This window comes from Dyella caseinilytica (genome assembly GCF_016865235.1).
GTDB lineage: Bacteria > Pseudomonadota > Gammaproteobacteria > Xanthomonadales > Rhodanobacteraceae > Dyella_B > Dyella_B caseinilytica.
In genome coordinates this window covers 2,411,003-2,428,510 of the sequence record NZ_CP064030.1, presented here as the reverse complement: position 1 = coordinate 2,428,510, position 17,508 = coordinate 2,411,003, and the positions used below count along the sequence as shown (strand labels likewise).

Here is a 17,508-nt window from a genome sequence, read left to right as displayed (position 1 = left end):
CGGGAATGGGAAATAGTGAATCGGGAATCGTCAAAAGCGATTCCCGGTTTCGTTTCCAGATCCGCAAAGATGCCGTGCTTTTGCTTTCCCGATTTTCGACTCCCCATTCCCGATTCCCAGCGCTATGACCACCAACATCCACAGCGACAAAATCCTCATCCTCGATTTCGGCGCGCAATACACCCAGTTGATCGCGCGGCGCATTCGCGAGATCGGTGTCTACTGCGAAATCTGGGCCTGGGACCACAACCCTTCCGAGATCGCAGCGTTCGGGGCCAAGGGCATTATCCTGTCCGGTGGCCCGGAATCGACCACGGTGCACGGCGCACCGAAGGCGCCGCAGGAAGTGTTCGATTCGGGCTTACCGATTCTCGGCATTTGCTACGGCATGCAGACGATGGCCGCGCAGTTGGGCGGCGCGACGGAAGCCGCCGACGCACGCGAGTTCGGGCATGCGTGCGTTGACGTGATCGCCACGGACCAGTTGTTTGCCGGCCTGAGCGACCACGAATCCAGTCACGCGCTCGATGTATGGATGAGCCACGGTGATCACGTCGCCAAGGCGCCGCCGGGTTTCACCGTTACCGCCGTCACCGACCGCATCCCGGTCGCGGCCATGTCGAACGAAGCCAAGCGCTGGTACGGCGTGCAATTCCATCCGGAAGTGACGCATACCAAGCAGGGCAACGTCCTGCTTAAGCGTTTCGTGACGGAAATTTGCGGTTGCCAGACACTGTGGACGGCAGCGCACATCATCGACGACCAGATTGCCCGCGTGCGCGAACAGGTCGGCAAGGATCACGTCCTGCTCGGCCTCTCCGGCGGCGTGGATTCGTCTGTCGTCGCCGCGTTGCTGCATCGTGCCATCGGCGATCAGCTCACCTGCGTGTTCGTCGACACCGGCCTGCTGCGCTGGCAGGAAGGCGACCAGGTGATGGCCACCATGGCCGAGCACATGGGCGTGAAGGTGATCCGCGTCAACGCCGCCGAGCGCTACTTCAAGGCACTGGAAGGCGAGGCGGATCCCGAGGCCAAACGCAAGATCATCGGGCGCCTGTTCGTGGAAATCTTTGACGAGGAATCGGCCAAAGTCACCGCAGCCGGTCACGGCCAGGTGAAGTGGCTGGCGCAGGGCACCATCTATCCGGATGTGATCGAGTCCGCCGGCAGCAAGACCGGCAAGGCGCACGTCATCAAGAGCCACCACAACGTCGGCGGCCTGCCCGAGCACATGAAGCTCAAGCTGGTCGAACCGCTGCGCGAACTGTTCAAGGACGAAGTGCGCCGGATCGGCGTGGAACTCGGCCTGCCGCGCGCAATGGTCTACCGTCATCCGTTCCCCGGCCCCGGCCTGGGCGTACGCATCCTCGGCGAAGTGAAGCCCGAGTACGCCGAACTGCTGGCACGCGCCGACGCCATCTTTATCGAGGAACTGCGCAAGGCAGACCTCTACGACAGCGTCAGCCAGGCCTTCGCGGTGTTCCTACCGGTGAAATCGGTCGGCGTCGTCGGTGACGCCCGCGCCTACGAATGGGTCATCGCCTTGCGCGCCGTCGAAACCATCGACTTCATGACCGCCCACTGGGCGCACCTGCCGTACGACTTTCTTGGTGCGGTTTCTAATCGCATTATCAATGAGTTGCGTGGTGTTTCTCGTGTCGTTTATGACATAAGTGGCAAGCCGCCGGCGACTATTGAGTGGGAGTGAATTCCCCTGTGACTAATACGAGAACGCCCACCTTTGAGTGGGCGTTCTCATTTGAGTTTGGCGTTCTCTCAAAGTTTGTCGATTAGGACAGCCGATTAGGCACATGTATCGGCGTTCGACCGCGGGCAATCTCGCCGACGACAATGGCGTTCAAGGGCACCCATGAAGACTTCCCCGATGTGGCTTTGCCTCCTGCTTGTGCCGGGTTGCCTGATGATCGCGACGCCGGCGGGTTCTCAGGGCACCAAGGCGGCGGATTCACCGGTAGCCGTAAACGGCAAAGCGCCGGCTGAAATGTCCAAACTCTATCCACGGATTGGCCACTGGCAAGTCATCATCCGGACGCTGCCGGGCACTGGCTTGCCCCAAGGTGGTATCGACAAGGGTGTTGCGACGATCACGTCGGGCCCTGGCGGATATTCGGTGGTGCAGGACTTTTCATCACACGGTGATGGTGGTGACGAAGTCGGTCAAAGCTATACCTGGTGGGACGTTTCTTCGAAGTCCTATAAAAGCGTCTGGTGCGACAATCAGCAGGGCTGTTCGGAATTCACCACAGTGATCGAAGGGAGTTCCTGGTCCACGGAGCTGGACGGTGTTGCCGACGGCAAGAAGGTGCATACGACCATCCGTGCAAGCATGACATCGGACCATAACTGCATCCACGAGGAAGTCACGGCTTCCTATGACGGAAGCCCGCCCAGGACGGAGACGGTCAGTGAATACCAGCGGGTGATACCGGGTGTGGGGCAGGACAAGCAGCCAAGCTGCAAGAAGTGACATACCTTGAGTTAGTTCCTAAGCTCGCGCAGTCAACAGCTTGGATTACCTCAGGAAAATGTCCTGACTTACTCAAATAAAATGGAAGAGGCAGGGTTTGTTGCGGCCGCTCAAACCCTTTTGGGTCGACGAATCGCCCGGATCTTGCCACTGCCTCCGCCCCCGCAGAAAAACTGATCACTGCCATTGGATTCGAGCCCCGACACACCCGTGCCGGGCGGCATTTCCAATCGTTCCAGCACCTCGCCGGTCTGCGGATCGATGTGTCTTACATCGCTTTCATCACCTTCCCAGGTTCCATGCCACAGCTCACCATCGACCCAGGTAACACCGGTGACGAAGCGGCTGCATTCGATGGTGCGAAGAATCGCGCCGGTCTCGGCATCAATCTGGTGGATCTTGCGGTTGCGGTATTGGCCGACCCACAGCGAGCCTTCGGCCCAGGCCAGGCCGGACCCGCCGCCGGGTGGGCCGGGGATGGTGGCGAGGACTTGGCCGGTTTTCGGGTCGACTTTACGGATGCGTTCGTCGGCGAGTTGGTACAGGTACTGGCCGTCGAAGGCAGTTCCTGCATGTGCGGGAACATCGATCGATTGCACGGTTTTTCCGCTGACGGGATCCATGGCTTGCAAGGTGTCGCCAGCAGCAAACCACACGCACTGGCCGTCGAAGCTTACGCCACCCACCTGCTCGACACCGGGAAAGGGGCCGTATTCCCTGACGATTTCGGCAGACGATCGTTTCATGGCTTCACCTTCGGCTGATGGTCGTTTCGGGCTTGATCCTAATCGCCAGGCAAGGGGGTGGGGAGTAACAAGGCCGTCGTGAATCCCGGTATCGGCGGAGTCATCCAGCGGCGGGCTCGTCCGTGACCCAGGGATTGCACTTTGCCGTTGGCTGCGAGGGTATCCAGTGCCCGTTGCACGGTGCGCTGGCTGGCCCCGAGCGCAAGGGCGAGCGAAGAGCTCGACCATGATTGGCCATCGGCGAGCAGGGCAAGCACCGCCCCATACCGTTCGTCGACAGGGCGCTTGAGCACCATCACCAAGCGTTTATCGTGCGGGAGCAGTGAAAAGCCACGTCGTGTGGCGGTTATCTTAGCCAGCGCTCGCAGCGCCTTGCGCAGGCGTCCGATTTCCACGCGCAAACGTGCGCGGTGCGATTCATCGATGAACTTTGCGCGAAACGCCACGGCAATCAGCGTATCGCGAGGCACATCGGCGGGCCATGCTTCGCCCAACGCACGTACCAAAACGAACAGTACGGGGCGCTTTGCGAGTGACACGGCGTTGTGCTCATCACGCACGGCGTGACTGCACGCATCCACCAGGAAGGCGTTCGATGTTTGCAATGCTTCGACATCTTCCAATCGCAGCATGCGTTCCTTGCCATTGGCCAGCAATCGCGCGGCGGGAGCATTCAGCGTGCGCGATACGTTTTCGACTTCTGCCGTCAACGCGGGTATCGCGGCGCGATGTGCCACCTGTTGCGCTCTGGCAAGTGCTGCGAGTGCAGTTTTTGCATGCAGGCGGCGTATGGCAATGCCGGCAACGACTAGCTCGTGGGCAGTTCTCAAAGCGGGTGGAAATAGGTCTGGATCAAATTCGGCGAGCGTAAACTCGGCTTCGTCCAGATGTCCGATCAGTAACAGCCGCCGGATTTCCAGATAGCGTGCATGCGCGGCATTCAACCGGTCACCGTGTTGTTCGAGCGTTACACGTGCAGCGTCGAGCGGGGCAGCGGGCCAGCTCAAGTCACGCGAGGCCAGTGCGATTTCGGTTTCGGCGACGATGCATTTTGCGCGAGCCACGGCTTCTTTGGGGCCGAATGCACGCGCGGCGCGCCGCACCAATACCCTCGCGCGATCAAGCTCGCCAAGTTGCGCCATGGCGATGCCACGAAGAGCAAGTGCCGGAGCATCTTCCCGCAAGGCGACCCAGTTCAACGCACAAAGTGGATCACCCGCGGCAAGCGCGCGTGCCGCGGCCGTGATCAGTGAGTCCATGGAAATCCCGCCACATTTGTCACTCCCATGCCCGGACACCCGGAGCCTAATCTAGCTCAACGCCGCCGAAAAGCATGTCGAATTGGTGGCGATACGAACGTCGTCTCTACGGGAGAAATGAGTATGAGCACGCACATCACCGGAACACGTAAAGAATGGCTGGCTGCCCGGATCGGGCTGCTCCAGGCTGAAAAGGAGCTCACGCGGCAAAGCGACGAGCTGGCACAACGGCGGCAGGCGCTGCCATGGGTTCGCGTCGACAAGGATTATCGATTCGACACCGATCAGGGGAGTGCCAGCTTGGTCGACCTTTTCAAAGGGCGCTCACAACTGCTTGTTTATCACTTCATGTTCGGACCGGATTACCAGGCAGGTTGCCCCTCCTGCTCGATGATCGCGGATGGCTTCAATGGGCTGGATGTTCATCTGGCGCACCACGACGTGATGCTCTGGGCGGTTTCGCGAGCACCGTTGCCGGCATTGCAGGCCTTCAAAAAGCGCATGGATTGGAGTTTTCCTTGGGCATCCTCGTTCTCCAGCGATTTCAACGCTGACTTCAGCGTCTGGTTCACCGAGGAGCAAGAGCGCCATGGCAACGTCGAATACAACTATCGACACGAGCCGGTGCTCGAGCGGCATCCCGGTGAAGAAGGTGGTGGCGCGGCGTCCAAGTTCGCCACGATGTGTGGAACCGACACTGCGACCTATCGCCATGATCGGCCAGGCATGAGCGCCTTTGTGTTGGAAGACGGCGTTGTTTATCACACGTATTCCACCTACGCGCGTGGACTGGACGGACTTTGGGGCGCGTATCAATGGCTCGATCGTGCACCTAAAGGACGCAACGAGGCCGAAGGTGTCTGGTGGCGCCATCACGACCAATACGACAAAACCTGAGTGGCTGCATAAGTGTCATCGGCACCAGCGGAGACGAGAGATGTCACAGCACATGCTTTCCCTGCGAGCTTCCAGACATGCCTTCGTCGGCATCGTGGCGCTGCTCTTCATCGGCAGCGCTGCGATGACAATCATCTGGGGCGCACCCATGTCGACCATGGACGATATGCCGATGCCAGGTGACTGGACTATGTCGATGGCATGGATGCGTATGCCCGGGCAGACATGGTTCGGCGCCGCACTGTCGTTTCTCAGCATGTGGATCACGATGATGATGGCGATGATGTTGCCTTCCCTGGTGCCGATGCTGTGGCGTTACCGGGAAGCCGTGGTGAGGGCGGGTGAAGCGCCTCTGGCCCGACTGACTGTGAGCGTTGGTGCAGGATATTTCTTTGTGTGGACATTGCTGGGAATAGCAGTTTTCCCCGCAGCTGTGGTGCTGACGGCGATTGCGATGACATACCCGTCGTTGGCACGCGCCGTTCCGTTCTTGACAGGTGTGGCGATCGTGATGATAGGTGCACTCCAGTTCACAGCATGGAAGGCGCGTCACCTTGCCAGCTGCCGGGCGGACCTGGGGTGTTGCCGTACATTTGCAGCAGACGCTGGCACAGCATGGCTATATGGTCTGCGCCTTGGCGTTCATTGCGTTTACTGTTGCGCGGGTTTGACGGCGCTGCTTCTGATCATGGGGCTTATGGACCTACGCGCGATGGCCCTGGTAACGGCAACCATTACCCTTGAACGTCTGGCACCGCGTGGCGAGCGCACTGCGCAAGTCATGGGCGTCGCCATAGTTGGGGCAGGGGTGTTTTTGACTGCAGAGGCTGCCATCGTTGGGCTCGGCTAGCGAAACTCACTAGAAAATCAGTAGATCGGCTAGAATTTCACCTGTTGCTACGGTGCGAAATCATCGTAGCAAGAACAAGACATTCAACCGCCTGCCTCGTGATTTGCCCCGTCTTTACGCTGCCGGCACCAAGCTCAGATGATCTGACTCGCTACATGGCTGACGAACTGAACAGCAATCCCATCCTGCCCGTGTTCAGCGCCGATGACGAGGCGTACATGCGTCGCGCCCTGCAATTGGCCCACCATGCCCGCGATGCCGAGAACGAAGTCCCTGTCGGCGCCGTGCTAGTGCAGGATGGCCAGATTGTCGGCCTGGGCTGGAACCGCAACATCACCTTGCACGATCCCACCGCTCATGCGGAGATCATGGCCTTGCGTGCGGCGGGCGAAAAGCTCGCCAATTACCGTATTGTTGGGGCGACGCTTTATGTGACGCTTGAGCCGTGCGCCATGTGCGCCATGGCGTTGGTGCATGCGCGCATCGGGCGTGTCGTCTATGGCACGATCGATCCGAAAACCGGCGCAGCCGGCAGCGTATTCGACACGCTGATCTCGGACCGGCATAACCATCGCATTGACGTACAGGGTGGATTGCTGGCCGAGGAATCGGCCGTGCTGCTACGCGAGTTCTTCCGCGCCCGCCGCTGAGGCTTCCAGCAGGAATGCCAGCGCCTGCGCACAGGGTTGCTCGATTTTCAGATTGAGCAGCGGATCGGCACGCGTACGCCCCAGGTTCACGGCGGCAATCGACTTGCCGGCTTTCGCCGCGGCGTGTGCAAAGCGGTAACCGGAAAACACCATCAACGAAGATCCCACCACCAGCATCGCGTCGGCCGCTTCCAGCGCCTGCATGGCGGTAGCTACGCGGTCACGCGGCACGTTTTCGCCGAAGAACACGACGTCGGGTTTCAGGATGCCACCGCATTGCGGGCAGGGCGGAATGACGAAAGTGCTGAAATCGTGACCTTCCAGATCGGCATCGCCATCGGGCGCATCGGCGGCATCCAATGCGGCCCACGCCGGATTGAGGTCCAGCAACCGCTGTTGCAAGGCGTGGCGGGGTGAGCGTTGTTCGCAGTCCATGCAGCGTACGGTGTCCAGACGGCCGTGCATGTCCAGAACCTTTGTATTGCCGGCGCGCTGATGCAGGCCATCCACATTCTGGGTGAGCAGCAGTTCCATGTTGCCACGCTGCTCAAGACGGGCGAGTGCGCGGTGGGTATCGTTGGGCTGGGCGTGTCCAAAACGGCGCCAGCCGACTAGGCTGCGCGCCCAGTAACGCTGACGAGTCAGTGTTTCCCCCATGAAGGCCTGATAGGTCACCGGCTGGGAGCGCTTCCAACTGCCGTCGGCATCGCGGTAATCCGGAATGCCGGAGTCCGTGCTGCAGCCGGCGCCGGTCAGCACAAACAGGCGGCGGTGCCGCTCTATGAATTCGCGCAGCATCGGGCTACCTGTTTCGGCGGGCATACCCGCGATAGGGAAAGGGTGAAACGCCACGTTTTACCTCGCGTCTGGAATGGCCCATGCTGGCGCGGTTTTACGGCTTGCGTTGAAATGCTGCCGGCGGCCGCTACAACGTGGCCTTTCTACCTCGTTTTTCAGCAGGAGCTGCCATGAATGTCCTTCTATTTGGTGCCACGGGCATGGTTGGACAAGGTGTCTTGCGAGAATGCCTGTCGGCCCCGGATGTTGCGCTGGTCCAGACGGTAGGTCGTACAACGGCCGGTCAGCAGCATCCCAGGCTGCGAGAGATCGTTCTGGCCGACCTTTTCCACTGCGACGCTATCGCCGGCGACCTGAAAGGCTTCGACGCCTGCTTCTTCTGCCTTGGCGTTTCGTCAGCGGGTATGCAGGAAATCGACTATGAACGGCTCACCTATGACCTGACCCTGTCGGTCGCCCGGATGCTAGCGTCGCTCAATCCCGGGATGACCTTTGTCTACGTTTCCGGTGCGGGGACGGACAGCACCGGGCAAGGGCGGCAGATGTGGGCGAGGGTCAAAGGCCGTACTGAAAATGCCTTGCGACAGCTGCCTTTCAAGGCGGTGTATCTGTTCCGCCCAGGCATTATCCAGCCCTTGCATGGCATTCGTTCCAAAACGTCTTCCTACCAGTTCTTCTACAGTCTCACTCAACCGTTGCTCACGCCGCTGCGCAAGCTATTCCCGAACGCCATACTCTCCACACAGATCATGGGGCAGGCGATGTTGAATGCGGTCAGGCGCGGCGCGCCGAAGGCCGTGCTTGAAAGCAGGGACATCCGCACTCTGGCTCAAAGCATTCCGGCCTGACGATGCGTTGCAGCAAAACACACCTGCGTAGTTCATTTTATCGGGAGTAAAATCAACACAAATCAGCGAGGCAGGCGTAATGCTTGTCGCGATGTCATGTTCATTTCATCGAATACGGTGCATTCAAGAAAGGTCCAAGGACCTGAGGAGGCATCATGTTCTCGCACATCCTGATACCGACAGATGGTTCCGAATATGCGCTGCATGCGGCACACGTCGGTATTGAACTCGCGCAAAGAGTCGGCGCGCGCATCTATGCGTTTCACGTACTGGCGCCGCTCGCGGCGGTGGCGTATTTCTCAGATGTGATCCGGCACGCTGAGGATTCCTATACAGACAGGGCGATAGCGCGTGCCCAGGTGCATCTTGGCGACATACAGGATATGGCGAAGAACGCCGGGGTCGCTTCCGATGGCGGCTATGCCTTCGATCGGCGTCCTTACGTCGCCATCATTGGGGCAGCCAAGCAGCAGCATTGCGATCTGATTGTCATGAGCACGCACGGCTATGCTACGGTCGATCGCATGTTGCTTGGCAGTGAAACGAGCCGGGTGCTCGGCTGTTGTGATGTTCCCGTGCTGGTGTGTCACTAAGTCTGTAAATCGGCCGCGCGCTTTGCCGATGCTTTTGCAGTCCTGCTGGATGTTTTCGCAAGCGTCGTGCGCAGGGCGGTGATTTCAACCGAAGCAGATAATTGATCCAGTGTTTGCAGGAATACCTGGAAATCCTGGCGCCAGCCGAGCCGATCGATGATGAGGCTGAGCTGCTTGATGCGACTGCCATATTGCCGGGTGTAGCTCTTCTTCATGCCGGCGATGTGGCGGGTCCTGCGCAGGAACTCAAGCTGATATCGCAGTTGACGCGTGCGTCGCCGCCAAAGGTGGAATGCTTCATCCTCACGTTGCTCCAAAGCCACGCGACGCGCTTTCTTCATGCGCCTGACGCTGTGTTTGAGTGCATCTTTTGCCAGTGATGGCGTAATGGCTTGCCAATCGAGCGCGTCAATGAGTTTGGCAATCCGCTCCGCTTTGCTGCGACGATCTTTCCAGGCAGGGTCCTGCTCTAGCGCATCAGCCAGCAATGACTCGCTGCGTTCTTCAAGCTGCTGAATCAGCACAGGCGTGATAGTAGATGCATGCGCGGCAGCCAACCGGCGTGCCGTGCGCGCGGCTACATGAGCATCACGCAATCCTGAAAAGCTGTGTGTCAATTGCCTGAGCGTCTTGTCAGCCTTGGCTGTGGGCTGCGGATCGAGCGATGCGGCCATGAAGGCGAGCAGGCTGCGCAATCGCCGGCATGATCGGCGTGCGTCGTGAATGCCGCCATGGTGGTCGTTGTGTCTGGCCAGCGCCCGTTGCAGAGAACGACATTCCCTGGACGCTAGTGCACCCAGCGCCATCCCAAGATTCTGTTCACGCGTACGCTTGGTTTTTTTCATCCGGCCAGATGGCCACCAGGAACCTCAAACCTTGCCTGTGCATCATCATAGCCGCCCGTCGATGGTGGCGCCTGCATGGGTCGGCAAGGGGCGATCGCTGCAGCCGGGAATCTCCGGATCGGGCCAGACATCCCAATTGGACTTGGACGTTGGCGGGTCGCAGGTGAGACGATGTACAGCCAAAAAATCCTCGCGCGGGGGCTTGCCGGCGGTCCAGCGCTGAATGCCATAGACATCTACCACATAAGGCGGACCGCTGGCGCCGTTATAGCTGCTGAGATAATCGACGACGACGTGATCACCAAGCGTGGCTGCGTCGTTGGCTGCCAAACGAACCGGTGGCAACTCGGGCGGCAACACCTGCGTACCGGAGGCCTTAGGCTCGGCGAGGAACACATAACCTTCCGGTACTTGCTGCCAACTTAGTCCGTGCAATTGGTAAGTCATGAATTCCTGCATAAGCACGCGGCGTGGTGCGACACCTGGTTGGCGGGCAAGGTCCATCGCAACCCTCAAGGCAGAGGATTCATTCAGGTCATGGATGCCCCAGGCCAGCAACGTGCATCCGCTTCCGGTGTCGGCGTTGGCGGCACGTGAAGCGAGCACCTCGGGCAAGCCATCGACAGGATGTCTGGCCGCCAATTCTGCCGGCATGTAGGCCTGTGCATGGATATCCTGCGGCAGGTAGTAGCCGAAGAATTCGCGTTCGGCCAGCGAACGAAAGTACGGCGTGGAGTGGCCAAATCGGTAGGGAAGCATCACCGGCAGCAACTGCGAGCTACAGCCGGGCAACTGTTCAACGAAATGCGCAGATGGGCGCCAGCTCTCCGTCCGCGACAGTTCGCGCCCCCGAAGCGTGATGAGATGCGCGCAAATCAACAGCGCAATCAGTGCCGCAAGGATCTTGCTGCCTGGCGTATCGCCACGTGGCCCCACCGCATCGTAAAGACGTCCGATCAAAAGCCAGGCAAACGGTGCACACGTCAGCAGATTGCGATCCGAATACGACGGCGCAACCGCTAGTGATACGCCGATGCCACAGCAAATCACGCCCAGCAAGACAAAAGCGGCCAGCGAAGTGGTCCAGCGCGTGTCGAGTTCATTGAACGTGAAATAGGGGGTACGCGCGAATTTTCGCTGGATCCCAAACAAAAGCAGTACCCCGATGACCAGGGCGATGCGGCTTGGTATGAGATCGTAGAAGGCCTGCCTTGTCTCGAGTTTGAAAAAACCGGCGCTATTGGTGAACCACATGTTCTGCAGGTCCTGCGCAGAGGAGTGGATCATCATTTTGTAATACGCGGCATTGAAGGCGAGCGTCACCAAGCCGGTAATCACCAACGCCGTACGCACACGCCAAGACGGCAGGCTAATGAGCAGAAACAGCAGCGTCATGCCAAGCGCGAGAAGCAGGTAGGCGTGGGTAAAGCTTGCCACGAATCCGAGAACGCTTAGTCCGAGCCAGTGCGCCAGTGGAAAGCCGTTGCTTTCACGCGCGCGCTTGCGCAATGCGATAGCCAGCCATAGCAATCCCGAAGCGAAGGCCATGGAAAGCGCGTAACTGCGAGTGTTCTGCGATTGCTGGAACCAGAATTCGGAAAGTCCTGCCGTGGCGCAGGCAAATGTAATCGCAACGGGGCTGAGCACACGCCGTGTTCCTGCGGCAAAGATCGCGATGGCGAGCACGGCGAAGACGGCGCTCGGTAAGCGCAACGCCCACTCTGACATACCGGCAAGTCGGGCCCAGTCGTAAAGAAAGAAGTAGTAGAAGGGTGGATGCGTGTCGGTGAGTACGCGACGAAACACTTCGCCAAGACCGCCGTGATGATGAATCAGATGGACGGTGAAGAGTTCATCAATCCATAGCCCGCTCGTCGACAAGCCAACAAAGGCGCCGCAGCAAGTGATCAGCGCAACGAGTCCGAAGACCATCGCCTGCCAGCGGGCGGGAGCCCGGACGGATACATTCACGCTACAACTCTCCCTTTATCGGTTGTGTGGTAGTGAGCTTCGAGCAGCAGCACACCGGCGGTGATGGCCAGTGGCCACGGGCAGTGCAAGGTGCAAAGCGTGATGGCCACGCCTGCATTCAGTGGCAGGTCGCTCCAGCGACTGGCATAGAAACCCATCCACTGCCGCGCGAAGTCGCGCAAGCTATGTGGACGGAGCGATCGCGATGTCATCAGATACTTGATCCATAAATGGCCAGCCAGCCCCAGGCCCGCCGACAACAGCAGGGTGATCCGTAGCGGGCAGGCCAGTGTAAGCAAGATGCTTGCGGAGAGCCATTGTGCGACGAGCGTTGCGCAAATGGTTGCGCCATGCATCACGCTCTCGGCCCGGAATCGCCCGTGGGTGCGCTTCTCGATCAAGAGCGTAATGAGGTCGACGATAACGCGGGTATCGAGTTTTGAAGCTCCTCCGGCACGCGCCCGGAGCACGGTAGGAATTTGCGCCATCCGCGGCAGCCGCGGTCCGGATGCAACCACGTCAATAAGGATCTTGAAGCCAAGCCCTGAAAGCCGGCTGCGCGCCTGCATATACCAATCGCGTGTCATGGCAAAACAGCCGCTCAACGGGTCGGCCATGGGGATGCCAAGGGTCGTGTCGGTCAATCGGATGCCGGTACGGCTCAGGATATGGCGCAAACCGGGAAGGCCGGAGCGGGAGTTGTCCAGATAGCGGCTGGCGATAGCGACATCGACATCTTTACATGCCAGCTTGTCCAGCAGCCCGCGCATCAATGACGGATCATGCTGTCCGTCGCCATCCATGATGGCGAGAAATTTTCCTTTGGACAGATCCCAGCCGGTGATCGCTGCAGACGACAGACCGTTGGCGTTGTACCGGCGCACCAGGCGTATGCGAGGATCGCCCGCTGCATAGGCGTTGACTGCGTCGCCAGTCCGCTCATCCGAGGAATCGTCCACGACAATGATTTCGTGCTGGATGTCCTGCAGGTGTTCACCCAGTTCACTTAATACACTGTCGATCGCCTCGTGCTCATCGAGTGTGCAGATGACGATAGAAAGTACCGGCAATGAATCGGGTTCAGTGCAGCCGCAGGATCTTGGTGCCTCGATAATTTTGACCGCAGGAATTTGTGCTAGGTACACGTGCGAAACGCCATGACAAAAAACGCCCCTCATGGCAAACGCGTGGGTCAATGCTTTGTTGACCGTCGTAGCGTGGCCATGCCTCAACCAGCGGCATCTTCGTTCTGGCGTTAGCCTCGCGTTTGGCGTGCTGCCTCGGCGTGTTTTTCGGGAAGAGTGACGCTGTGCGATCCGTCAGGACGTTATTGTGCTTTGGTTACGCGCGAGAAAATCTATCGAGCACGATTGTTCACAAAGAATTCTTAATTAATGCCGCGAGGCGGTGACAGGGGGCGCTATTTCGAGGTCCCTGGCGGCTGGAGCGTGAGCGAGGCGGCTGCAGATCAGCGAGCCGCCAAATCTTGCCAAGTATTCCTAGCGGGCATCGCCAACATTGAACAGCTGAAATTCCCGGATACGCGCCGTGCAGGTGCTGGAAAGAATATTCAGGCGCACCTTGGAGGTGGTGACGGGTGCAAAACGGTCGATCTTCATATGACCGATGGCTTCGGCCTCGGCTACAGGTGTCCACGTGCTGTTTATCCACGCTTCGACGGCATACTTCTGTACGCATTGACCCTCATTCAGCCATTCCATGCTGAGGGCATGATCGATAGTCACCGATTTGTCGAAGTCGACCTCAAGCGTCGCGTGATGCGAGCCTTCCGGTGCTGACCAGAAGGTATCGCGATCACCATCGAGTGCGGCCGCGGTGTTTGCATCGGTAGCCATGTGCTGGTGTGCCAGATCCTTGTCGATGCCATAACGCGCTTGCAGGGCTTCTCCAAATTCCTTCAAACGCTTCACGTCCGCATGCGGCAACTGGCCATGACGGTTCGGTGCGATGCCGAGCATCAATTGTCCACCGCGGCCGACGCTGTTTTCCCAGATATCGACCAGTTCGTCGACGCTCTTCAAGGTCTGGTCGCTATTCGGATGCCAGAACCATTGCAGTTTGTGCAGCGGTGTATCCACTTCCACCGGACGCCAACGCAATTCGCCGTGACGGTCGATGACATTCCAGTTTTCGCCGTGAATATGGCCGTCTTCCTGGCCAACCCAACGGATGTCGCCGTAATCGAACAGCGCCACGTCGGCGAAGACCATCGTGTTGGACTGATAGGTGCGCAGTTCTTCCATGTATTTCTTGAAATTGTAGACATGGCCCGCGCTGCCGGCGCCGTCCAGCCACCATTCCACCAATGGGCCGTAACCCTGCACAAGCTCGTCCATTTCGGCGAGATAGTACTGGTCGTAGGCGGGGGTATCTTTGTAGCGCGGCTCGTGACGATCCCAGGGCGAGAGGTAAATGCCGAATTCCATGCCTTCCTTGCGCGTGGCCTCCTCGGTCATGCGCACCAGATCGCCTTTGCCTCCCATCCAGGGGCTGCGTTTGACGGAGTAATCCGTTTGCTCAGTCGGCCATAGCGCGAAGCCGTCGTGATGTTTGGCGACCAACACCAGGTATTGCGCACCAGCGGATTTGGCCGCACGCACCCATTGATCGGGATCTACATGATCCGGGTTGAATACCTTCGGATCAGCGGTGCCGTCGCCCCATTCGCGATCCAGAAAGGTATTGGTGCCGAAATGCACGATGACGCCGAATTGCAGGTCTTGCCAATGGACCTGTTGAGGAGATGGTTTTACGTCGACGAAATTTTGGGCGGATACGCTGCCAGCCATGGCGGCAGCCATAAACATGGCAGTGCAGAGAATACGTCGATATAGCAGCATTTCTTCAAGAGCCTTTGCAGCGGTTTGTAAGCGCCGGATAACCGGCGAAGCGGCACTAAGTGGTAGTTAGACCGAGCGCGTCGGTGCGCCAAATTGCAGCGCTTCGGAAATCTCCCTGGTGGCGCGCAGCAGGGCTGCAACGACGTCATCCATCGTCTGCGCGGAATTCTGCTGCTCGATATAGGGAATGGTGAGCGCACATACGGCGCTGCCGTGTTGCATGACCGGCGCTGAAAGGTCGGTCACCGCATCCACGACATGGCTGGCCTCGCTGGCGTAGCCGCGGGCGCGCAGCTGTGTCAGCAACTTGGTAAGTTTGTTGCGCTCCAGTGCTGGTTCGTAGCGGGAGATCATGTCCAGCCAACGCTTGCGCACCTGTTCTTCCTGGAAGGCCAGCAGAATGTGGCCAGAGGTTGATTGCGACATTGGGCGGCGATGGCCCACGCGCACGACGAGAGCTACTTCGCCGGGGGGGTCGACACGCGCCACCACAACAATCTGCTCACCCGATGGCACCACCAGGTGACAAGCTTGGCCGCTGGCATCGGCCAGTTGGTGCATCACCGGCAGGGCGGCTTCGATCGCGGTTTTGACCGGCGGCTGCTCCATGCCCAGCCTGAACAGCCGTGGCGTTACCGAATAACCCACATCGCCCTCGCCGCGCGTAATGTAGTCGCGCTCTTCCAGCACCTGCAGCATGCGGAAGATTTCGCCGCGGGAACGGCCGACGCCTTCTGAAATTTCAGCAATGCTGAGCGGCCGGCTCGAACCGGCCAACAATTCGAGAATATCCAGACCCTTATCGAGCGCAGGCGCACGGTATTTGGGAGTAACGGTTGGCATGGTTGTCCTTCCCCGGTTTGCAGGTGCACACCCTTGACGGTGGCATATCACAAGCCCTTGTGCTCACAGATCACTACAAGATGCTGCGGCGCGTCTTGTAGTATCCATGAATAACGGTTTCATATTTGCACAAACGAGCGAGGTCGTCACGTTCAGATTCGCGCTCTGGCGCGTCATTGGAGAAGAGGGTGAGTGTGCAGTCTGTAACGGAAGAACCGACTTCGGCCGCGGCCCCCGCGGAGGGCGAAGAGCAGCGGACGTCATGGTTGCCGTTGATCCTGGTGGTCAGCCTGTTTTTCCTCTGGGGCGCCGCCAACAACCTCAACGATGTATTGATCGCTCAGTTCAAGAAAGCCTTCGCGCTCAGCGACTTTGGGGCAGGTCTGGTACAGAGCGCGTTTTATCTCGGCTATTTTCTGGTCGCCATGCCGGCAGGCATGTATATGCGCCGTTTTGGCTACAAGAGTGCGGTGGTCTTCGGTCTGGTGCTCTATGGCACAGGAGCGCTGCTGTTCTGGCCGGCAGCATCGATGGCGGCTTACGGTTTGTTCCTGTTCGCCTTGTTCGTGATTGCCAGCGGCCTGGCCTTTCTGGAAACCTCCGCCAATCCCTTTGTGACCTTGCTGGGGGCGCGAGAAACGGCCACACGCCGCCTAAACCTTGCACAGGCCTTCAATCCACTGGGTTCCATCGCAGGCATCCTGATCGGGCAACATTTCATCTTTACCGGCGTCGAACGATCAAGCGCACAGATCGCCGCCATGAGCGCGGCGGAACGAGCAGCGTATTTCCAGGGCGAAACGCATGCTGTGCAATGGCCGTATCTGGTGATAGGCGTGGTCGTGCTCGCCTGGGCCTGCTTGATTGTCATCACGCGCTTCCCAAGCCTCGGCACTGCGAAAGTTTCCAGCACAGGGCGGGGCGTGTTGCGCAAACTGTTGGGCGATCGCCGCTTTATAAGCGCTTTGTTCGCGCAATTTTTCTATGTCGGTGCTCAAGTCGGTGTATGGAGCTACACCATCCGTTACGTGCAGGCGAACATGCCGGGTACGTCCGCCAAGGAGGCAGCCAATTTTCTTACCGCCGGACTGGTATGTTTCATGCTCGGGCGTTTCGCTGGCGCAGCCCTGATGAAATATCTGGCTCCTGTTCGCCTGTTGCTGGTTTTTGCCGCAGTGAACATCGCGTTGACCTTGTATGCCGTGTTGGAGCCGGGTAGCTCAGGCGCCTATGCGCTGGTGGCATGCAGCTTCTTCATGTCAGTCATGTATCCGACCATTTTTGCGCTAGGCGTGGAAGGCCGCAGCGATGACGAACGCAAATTAGGCGCGGCCTTGCTGGTGATGACCATTATCGGCGGCGCGGTGTTGACGGCGCTGATGGGCCTGGTATCCGATCACTTCAGCATTACCACGGCCATGAGTGTGCCCGCATGCAGCTTTGCGGTGATCTTGCTGTTCGCATGGCGGCGAAATGTTTCTGTCGTGGAGGTAATCGGTTGATGGCTCGCCACTACTATGCGCTGGATTTGCGTGATGACGCTGAAGCGATTGCAGAATACGAGCGTTGGCACCAGCCTGGACATGTATGGCCGGAGATCATCGCCTCTATTCGCGCATCAGGTGTTGAGGAGATGGAGATTTTTCGCACCGGCAACCGTTTGGTGATGGTTGTGCAAATGGTTGATGGCGATGAGGTGTCACGCGAAAGGGATGCGGCGAATGCGAAGACGCTGGAATGGGAGGCGTTGATGGATGGGTATCAGCAGCGTTTGCCGTGGGCGGAAGTAGGGCAGAAGTGGGTGCCGATGCGGCGGATTTTTTCGTTGGCCGAATCATGAGCTTTGCGCTTGATGAGTC

17 protein-coding genes are annotated in these 17,508 nt (G+C 59.0%); 9 read left to right on the top strand and 8 right to left on the bottom strand.

Going from position 1 to position 17,508, the window contains the following annotated elements; translation table 11 throughout:
* The first annotated feature begins 124 nt into the window (after window positions 1-124).
* Both guaA and ISN74_RS10465 read left to right on the top strand, forming a co-directional pair.
* Window positions 125-1,708, top strand: a complete 1,584-nt coding sequence (gene guaA, locus ISN74_RS10470; RefSeq protein WP_188799266.1) for a glutamine-hydrolyzing GMP synthase — start codon at window positions 125-127, stop codon at window positions 1,706-1,708.
* Between the two features lie 213 nt (window positions 1,709-1,921).
* On the top strand, window positions 1,922-2,488 hold the full coding sequence (locus tag ISN74_RS10465) for a hypothetical protein (RefSeq protein ID WP_203546587.1): 567 nt from the start codon (window positions 1,922-1,924) through the stop codon (window positions 2,486-2,488).
* Between the two features lie 110 nt (window positions 2,489-2,598).
* On the opposite strand, the gene ISN74_RS10460 is transcribed toward ISN74_RS10465, so the two are convergent.
* Together ISN74_RS10460 and ISN74_RS10455 are read right to left on the bottom strand one after the other, a co-directional pair.
* Window positions 2,599-3,234: an outer membrane protein assembly factor BamB family protein gene (locus ISN74_RS10460; protein ID WP_188799264.1), complete on the bottom strand. Its 636-nt coding sequence runs from the start codon at window positions 3,232-3,234 to the stop codon at window positions 2,599-2,601.
* 38 nt (window positions 3,235-3,272) lie between these two features.
* Window positions 3,273-4,493, bottom strand: coding sequence for a helix-turn-helix domain-containing protein (locus tag ISN74_RS10455; protein ID WP_188799263.1), 1,221 nt, complete (start codon window positions 4,491-4,493; stop codon window positions 3,273-3,275).
* A gap of 123 nt (window positions 4,494-4,616) precedes the next feature.
* Here ISN74_RS10455 and ISN74_RS10450 point away from each other — a divergent pair, with 123 nt between their 5' ends.
* The 3 genes from ISN74_RS10450 to tadA all read left to right on the top strand — a co-directional run bounded on the left by ISN74_RS10450 (window position 4,617) and on the right by tadA (window position 6,890).
* The gene (locus tag ISN74_RS10450) at window positions 4,617-5,390 is read left to right on the top strand and encodes a DUF899 domain-containing protein (protein ID WP_188799262.1); all 774 of its coding nucleotides are present in this window, start codon (window positions 4,617-4,619) and stop codon (window positions 5,388-5,390) included.
* Between the two features lie 40 nt (window positions 5,391-5,430).
* Window positions 5,431-6,240 carry a DUF2182 domain-containing protein gene (locus ISN74_RS10445; RefSeq protein WP_188799261.1) on the top strand — a complete coding sequence of 270 codons (810 nt, stop codon included), beginning with the start codon at window positions 5,431-5,433 and terminating at the stop codon, window positions 6,238-6,240.
* A gap of 155 nt (window positions 6,241-6,395) precedes the next feature.
* The gene (gene tadA, locus ISN74_RS10440; protein ID WP_188799260.1) at window positions 6,396-6,890 is read left to right on the top strand and encodes a tRNA adenosine(34) deaminase TadA; all 495 of its coding nucleotides are present in this window, start codon (window positions 6,396-6,398) and stop codon (window positions 6,888-6,890) included.
* On the opposite strand, the gene ISN74_RS10435 is transcribed toward tadA, so the two are convergent.
* Window positions 6,861-7,712 (bottom strand): NAD-dependent protein deacetylase, encoded by an 852-nt coding sequence (locus ISN74_RS10435; protein ID WP_188799605.1) that lies wholly within the window; start codon window positions 7,710-7,712, stop codon window positions 6,861-6,863. The two genes, tadA and ISN74_RS10435, sit on opposite strands and share 30 nt — an antisense overlap.
* 146 nt (window positions 7,713-7,858) lie before the next feature.
* Here ISN74_RS10435 and ISN74_RS10430 point away from each other — a divergent pair, with 146 nt between their 5' ends.
* Together ISN74_RS10430 and ISN74_RS10425 are read left to right on the top strand one after the other, a co-directional pair.
* Entirely contained in the window at window positions 7,859-8,536 is a 678-nt protein-coding gene (locus ISN74_RS10430) for a Rossmann-fold NAD(P)-binding domain-containing protein (RefSeq protein WP_188799259.1), read from the top strand.
* Between the two features lie 155 nt (window positions 8,537-8,691).
* Entirely contained in the window at window positions 8,692-9,129 is a 438-nt protein-coding gene (locus tag ISN74_RS10425; protein WP_188799258.1) for a universal stress protein, read from the top strand.
* Here the strand turns inward: ISN74_RS10425 and ISN74_RS10420 are convergent.
* From ISN74_RS10420 to ISN74_RS10400, 5 genes are all read right to left on the bottom strand, one after another.
* On the bottom strand, window positions 9,126-9,935 hold the full coding sequence (locus ISN74_RS10420; RefSeq protein WP_229679226.1) for a CHAD domain-containing protein: 810 nt from the start codon (window positions 9,933-9,935) through the stop codon (window positions 9,126-9,128). The two genes, ISN74_RS10425 and ISN74_RS10420, sit on opposite strands and share 4 nt — an antisense overlap.
* A gap of 84 nt (window positions 9,936-10,019) precedes the next feature.
* Window positions 10,020-11,945 carry a glycosyltransferase family 39 protein gene (locus ISN74_RS10415; RefSeq protein ID WP_188799256.1) on the bottom strand — a complete coding sequence of 642 codons (1,926 nt, stop codon included), beginning with the start codon at window positions 11,943-11,945 and terminating at the stop codon, window positions 10,020-10,022.
* Complete coding sequence (locus ISN74_RS10410) at window positions 11,942-13,141, bottom strand: glycosyltransferase (RefSeq protein ID WP_188799255.1); 1,200 nt, start codon at window positions 13,139-13,141, stop codon at window positions 11,942-11,944. Before ISN74_RS10410 ends, ISN74_RS10415 begins: the two co-directional genes overlap by 4 nt.
* Window positions 13,142-13,444: 303 nt before the next feature.
* A complete protein-coding gene (locus tag ISN74_RS10405; protein WP_239004481.1) occupies window positions 13,445-14,767 on the bottom strand; it encodes an alpha-L-fucosidase in 1,323 nt (440 codons plus the stop codon).
* Window positions 14,768-14,872: 105 nt separating this feature from the next.
* The gene (locus tag ISN74_RS10400) at window positions 14,873-15,649 is read right to left on the bottom strand and encodes an IclR family transcriptional regulator (protein ID WP_188799253.1); all 777 of its coding nucleotides are present in this window, start codon (window positions 15,647-15,649) and stop codon (window positions 14,873-14,875) included.
* A 188-nt stretch (window positions 15,650-15,837) separates the two neighbouring features.
* On the opposite strand from ISN74_RS10400, the gene fucP reads away from it, so the two are divergent.
* Both fucP and ISN74_RS10390 read left to right on the top strand, forming a co-directional pair.
* Window positions 15,838-17,151 carry an L-fucose:H+ symporter permease gene (fucP, locus tag ISN74_RS10395; RefSeq protein WP_425488836.1) on the top strand — a complete coding sequence of 438 codons (1,314 nt, stop codon included), beginning with the start codon at window positions 15,838-15,840 and terminating at the stop codon, window positions 17,149-17,151.
* Entirely contained in the window at window positions 17,151-17,489 is a 339-nt protein-coding gene (locus ISN74_RS10390; RefSeq protein ID WP_188799252.1) for an L-rhamnose mutarotase, read from the top strand. The genes fucP and ISN74_RS10390 overlap by 1 nt, the downstream gene beginning before the upstream one ends.
* The last annotated feature ends 19 nt before the right edge of the window (window positions 17,490-17,508 follow it).

What these genes read in the sequence shown, in the direction of transcription:
- ISN74_RS10465 (WP_203546587.1), top strand. Translation starts at nt 1,922, where the DNA reads ATGATCGCGACGCCGGCGGGTTCTCAGGGCACCAAGGCGGCGGATTCA.
- ISN74_RS10405 (WP_239004481.1), bottom strand. Translation starts at nt 14,767, where the DNA reads ATGGCTGCCGCCATGGCTGGCAGCGTATCCGCCCAAAATTTCGTCGAC.
- ISN74_RS10460 (WP_188799264.1), bottom strand. Translation starts at nt 3,234, where the DNA reads ATGAAACGATCGTCTGCCGAAATCGTCAGGGAATACGGCCCCTTTCCC.
- ISN74_RS10420 (WP_229679226.1), bottom strand. Translation starts at nt 9,935, where the DNA reads ATGGCGCTGGGTGCACTAGCGTCCAGGGAATGTCGTTCTCTGCAACGG.
- ISN74_RS10400 (WP_188799253.1), bottom strand. Translation starts at nt 15,649, where the DNA reads ATGCCAACCGTTACTCCCAAATACCGTGCGCCTGCGCTCGATAAGGGT.
- ISN74_RS10390 (WP_188799252.1), top strand. Translation starts at nt 17,151, where the DNA reads ATGGCTCGCCACTACTATGCGCTGGATTTGCGTGATGACGCTGAAGCG.
- ISN74_RS10430 (WP_188799259.1), top strand. Translation starts at nt 7,859, where the DNA reads ATGAATGTCCTTCTATTTGGTGCCACGGGCATGGTTGGACAAGGTGTC.
- ISN74_RS10450 (WP_188799262.1), top strand. Translation starts at nt 4,617, where the DNA reads ATGAGCACGCACATCACCGGAACACGTAAAGAATGGCTGGCTGCCCGG.
- ISN74_RS10435 (WP_188799605.1), bottom strand. Translation starts at nt 7,712, where the DNA reads ATGCCCGCCGAAACAGGTAGCCCGATGCTGCGCGAATTCATAGAGCGG.
- ISN74_RS10445 (WP_188799261.1), top strand. Translation starts at nt 5,431, where the DNA reads ATGTCACAGCACATGCTTTCCCTGCGAGCTTCCAGACATGCCTTCGTC.
- ISN74_RS10425 (WP_188799258.1), top strand. Translation starts at nt 8,692, where the DNA reads ATGTTCTCGCACATCCTGATACCGACAGATGGTTCCGAATATGCGCTG.
- tadA (WP_188799260.1), top strand. Translation starts at nt 6,396, where the DNA reads ATGGCTGACGAACTGAACAGCAATCCCATCCTGCCCGTGTTCAGCGCC.
- ISN74_RS10455 (WP_188799263.1), bottom strand. Translation starts at nt 4,493, where the DNA reads ATGGACTCACTGATCACGGCCGCGGCACGCGCGCTTGCCGCGGGTGAT.
- guaA (WP_188799266.1), top strand. Translation starts at nt 125, where the DNA reads ATGACCACCAACATCCACAGCGACAAAATCCTCATCCTCGATTTCGGC.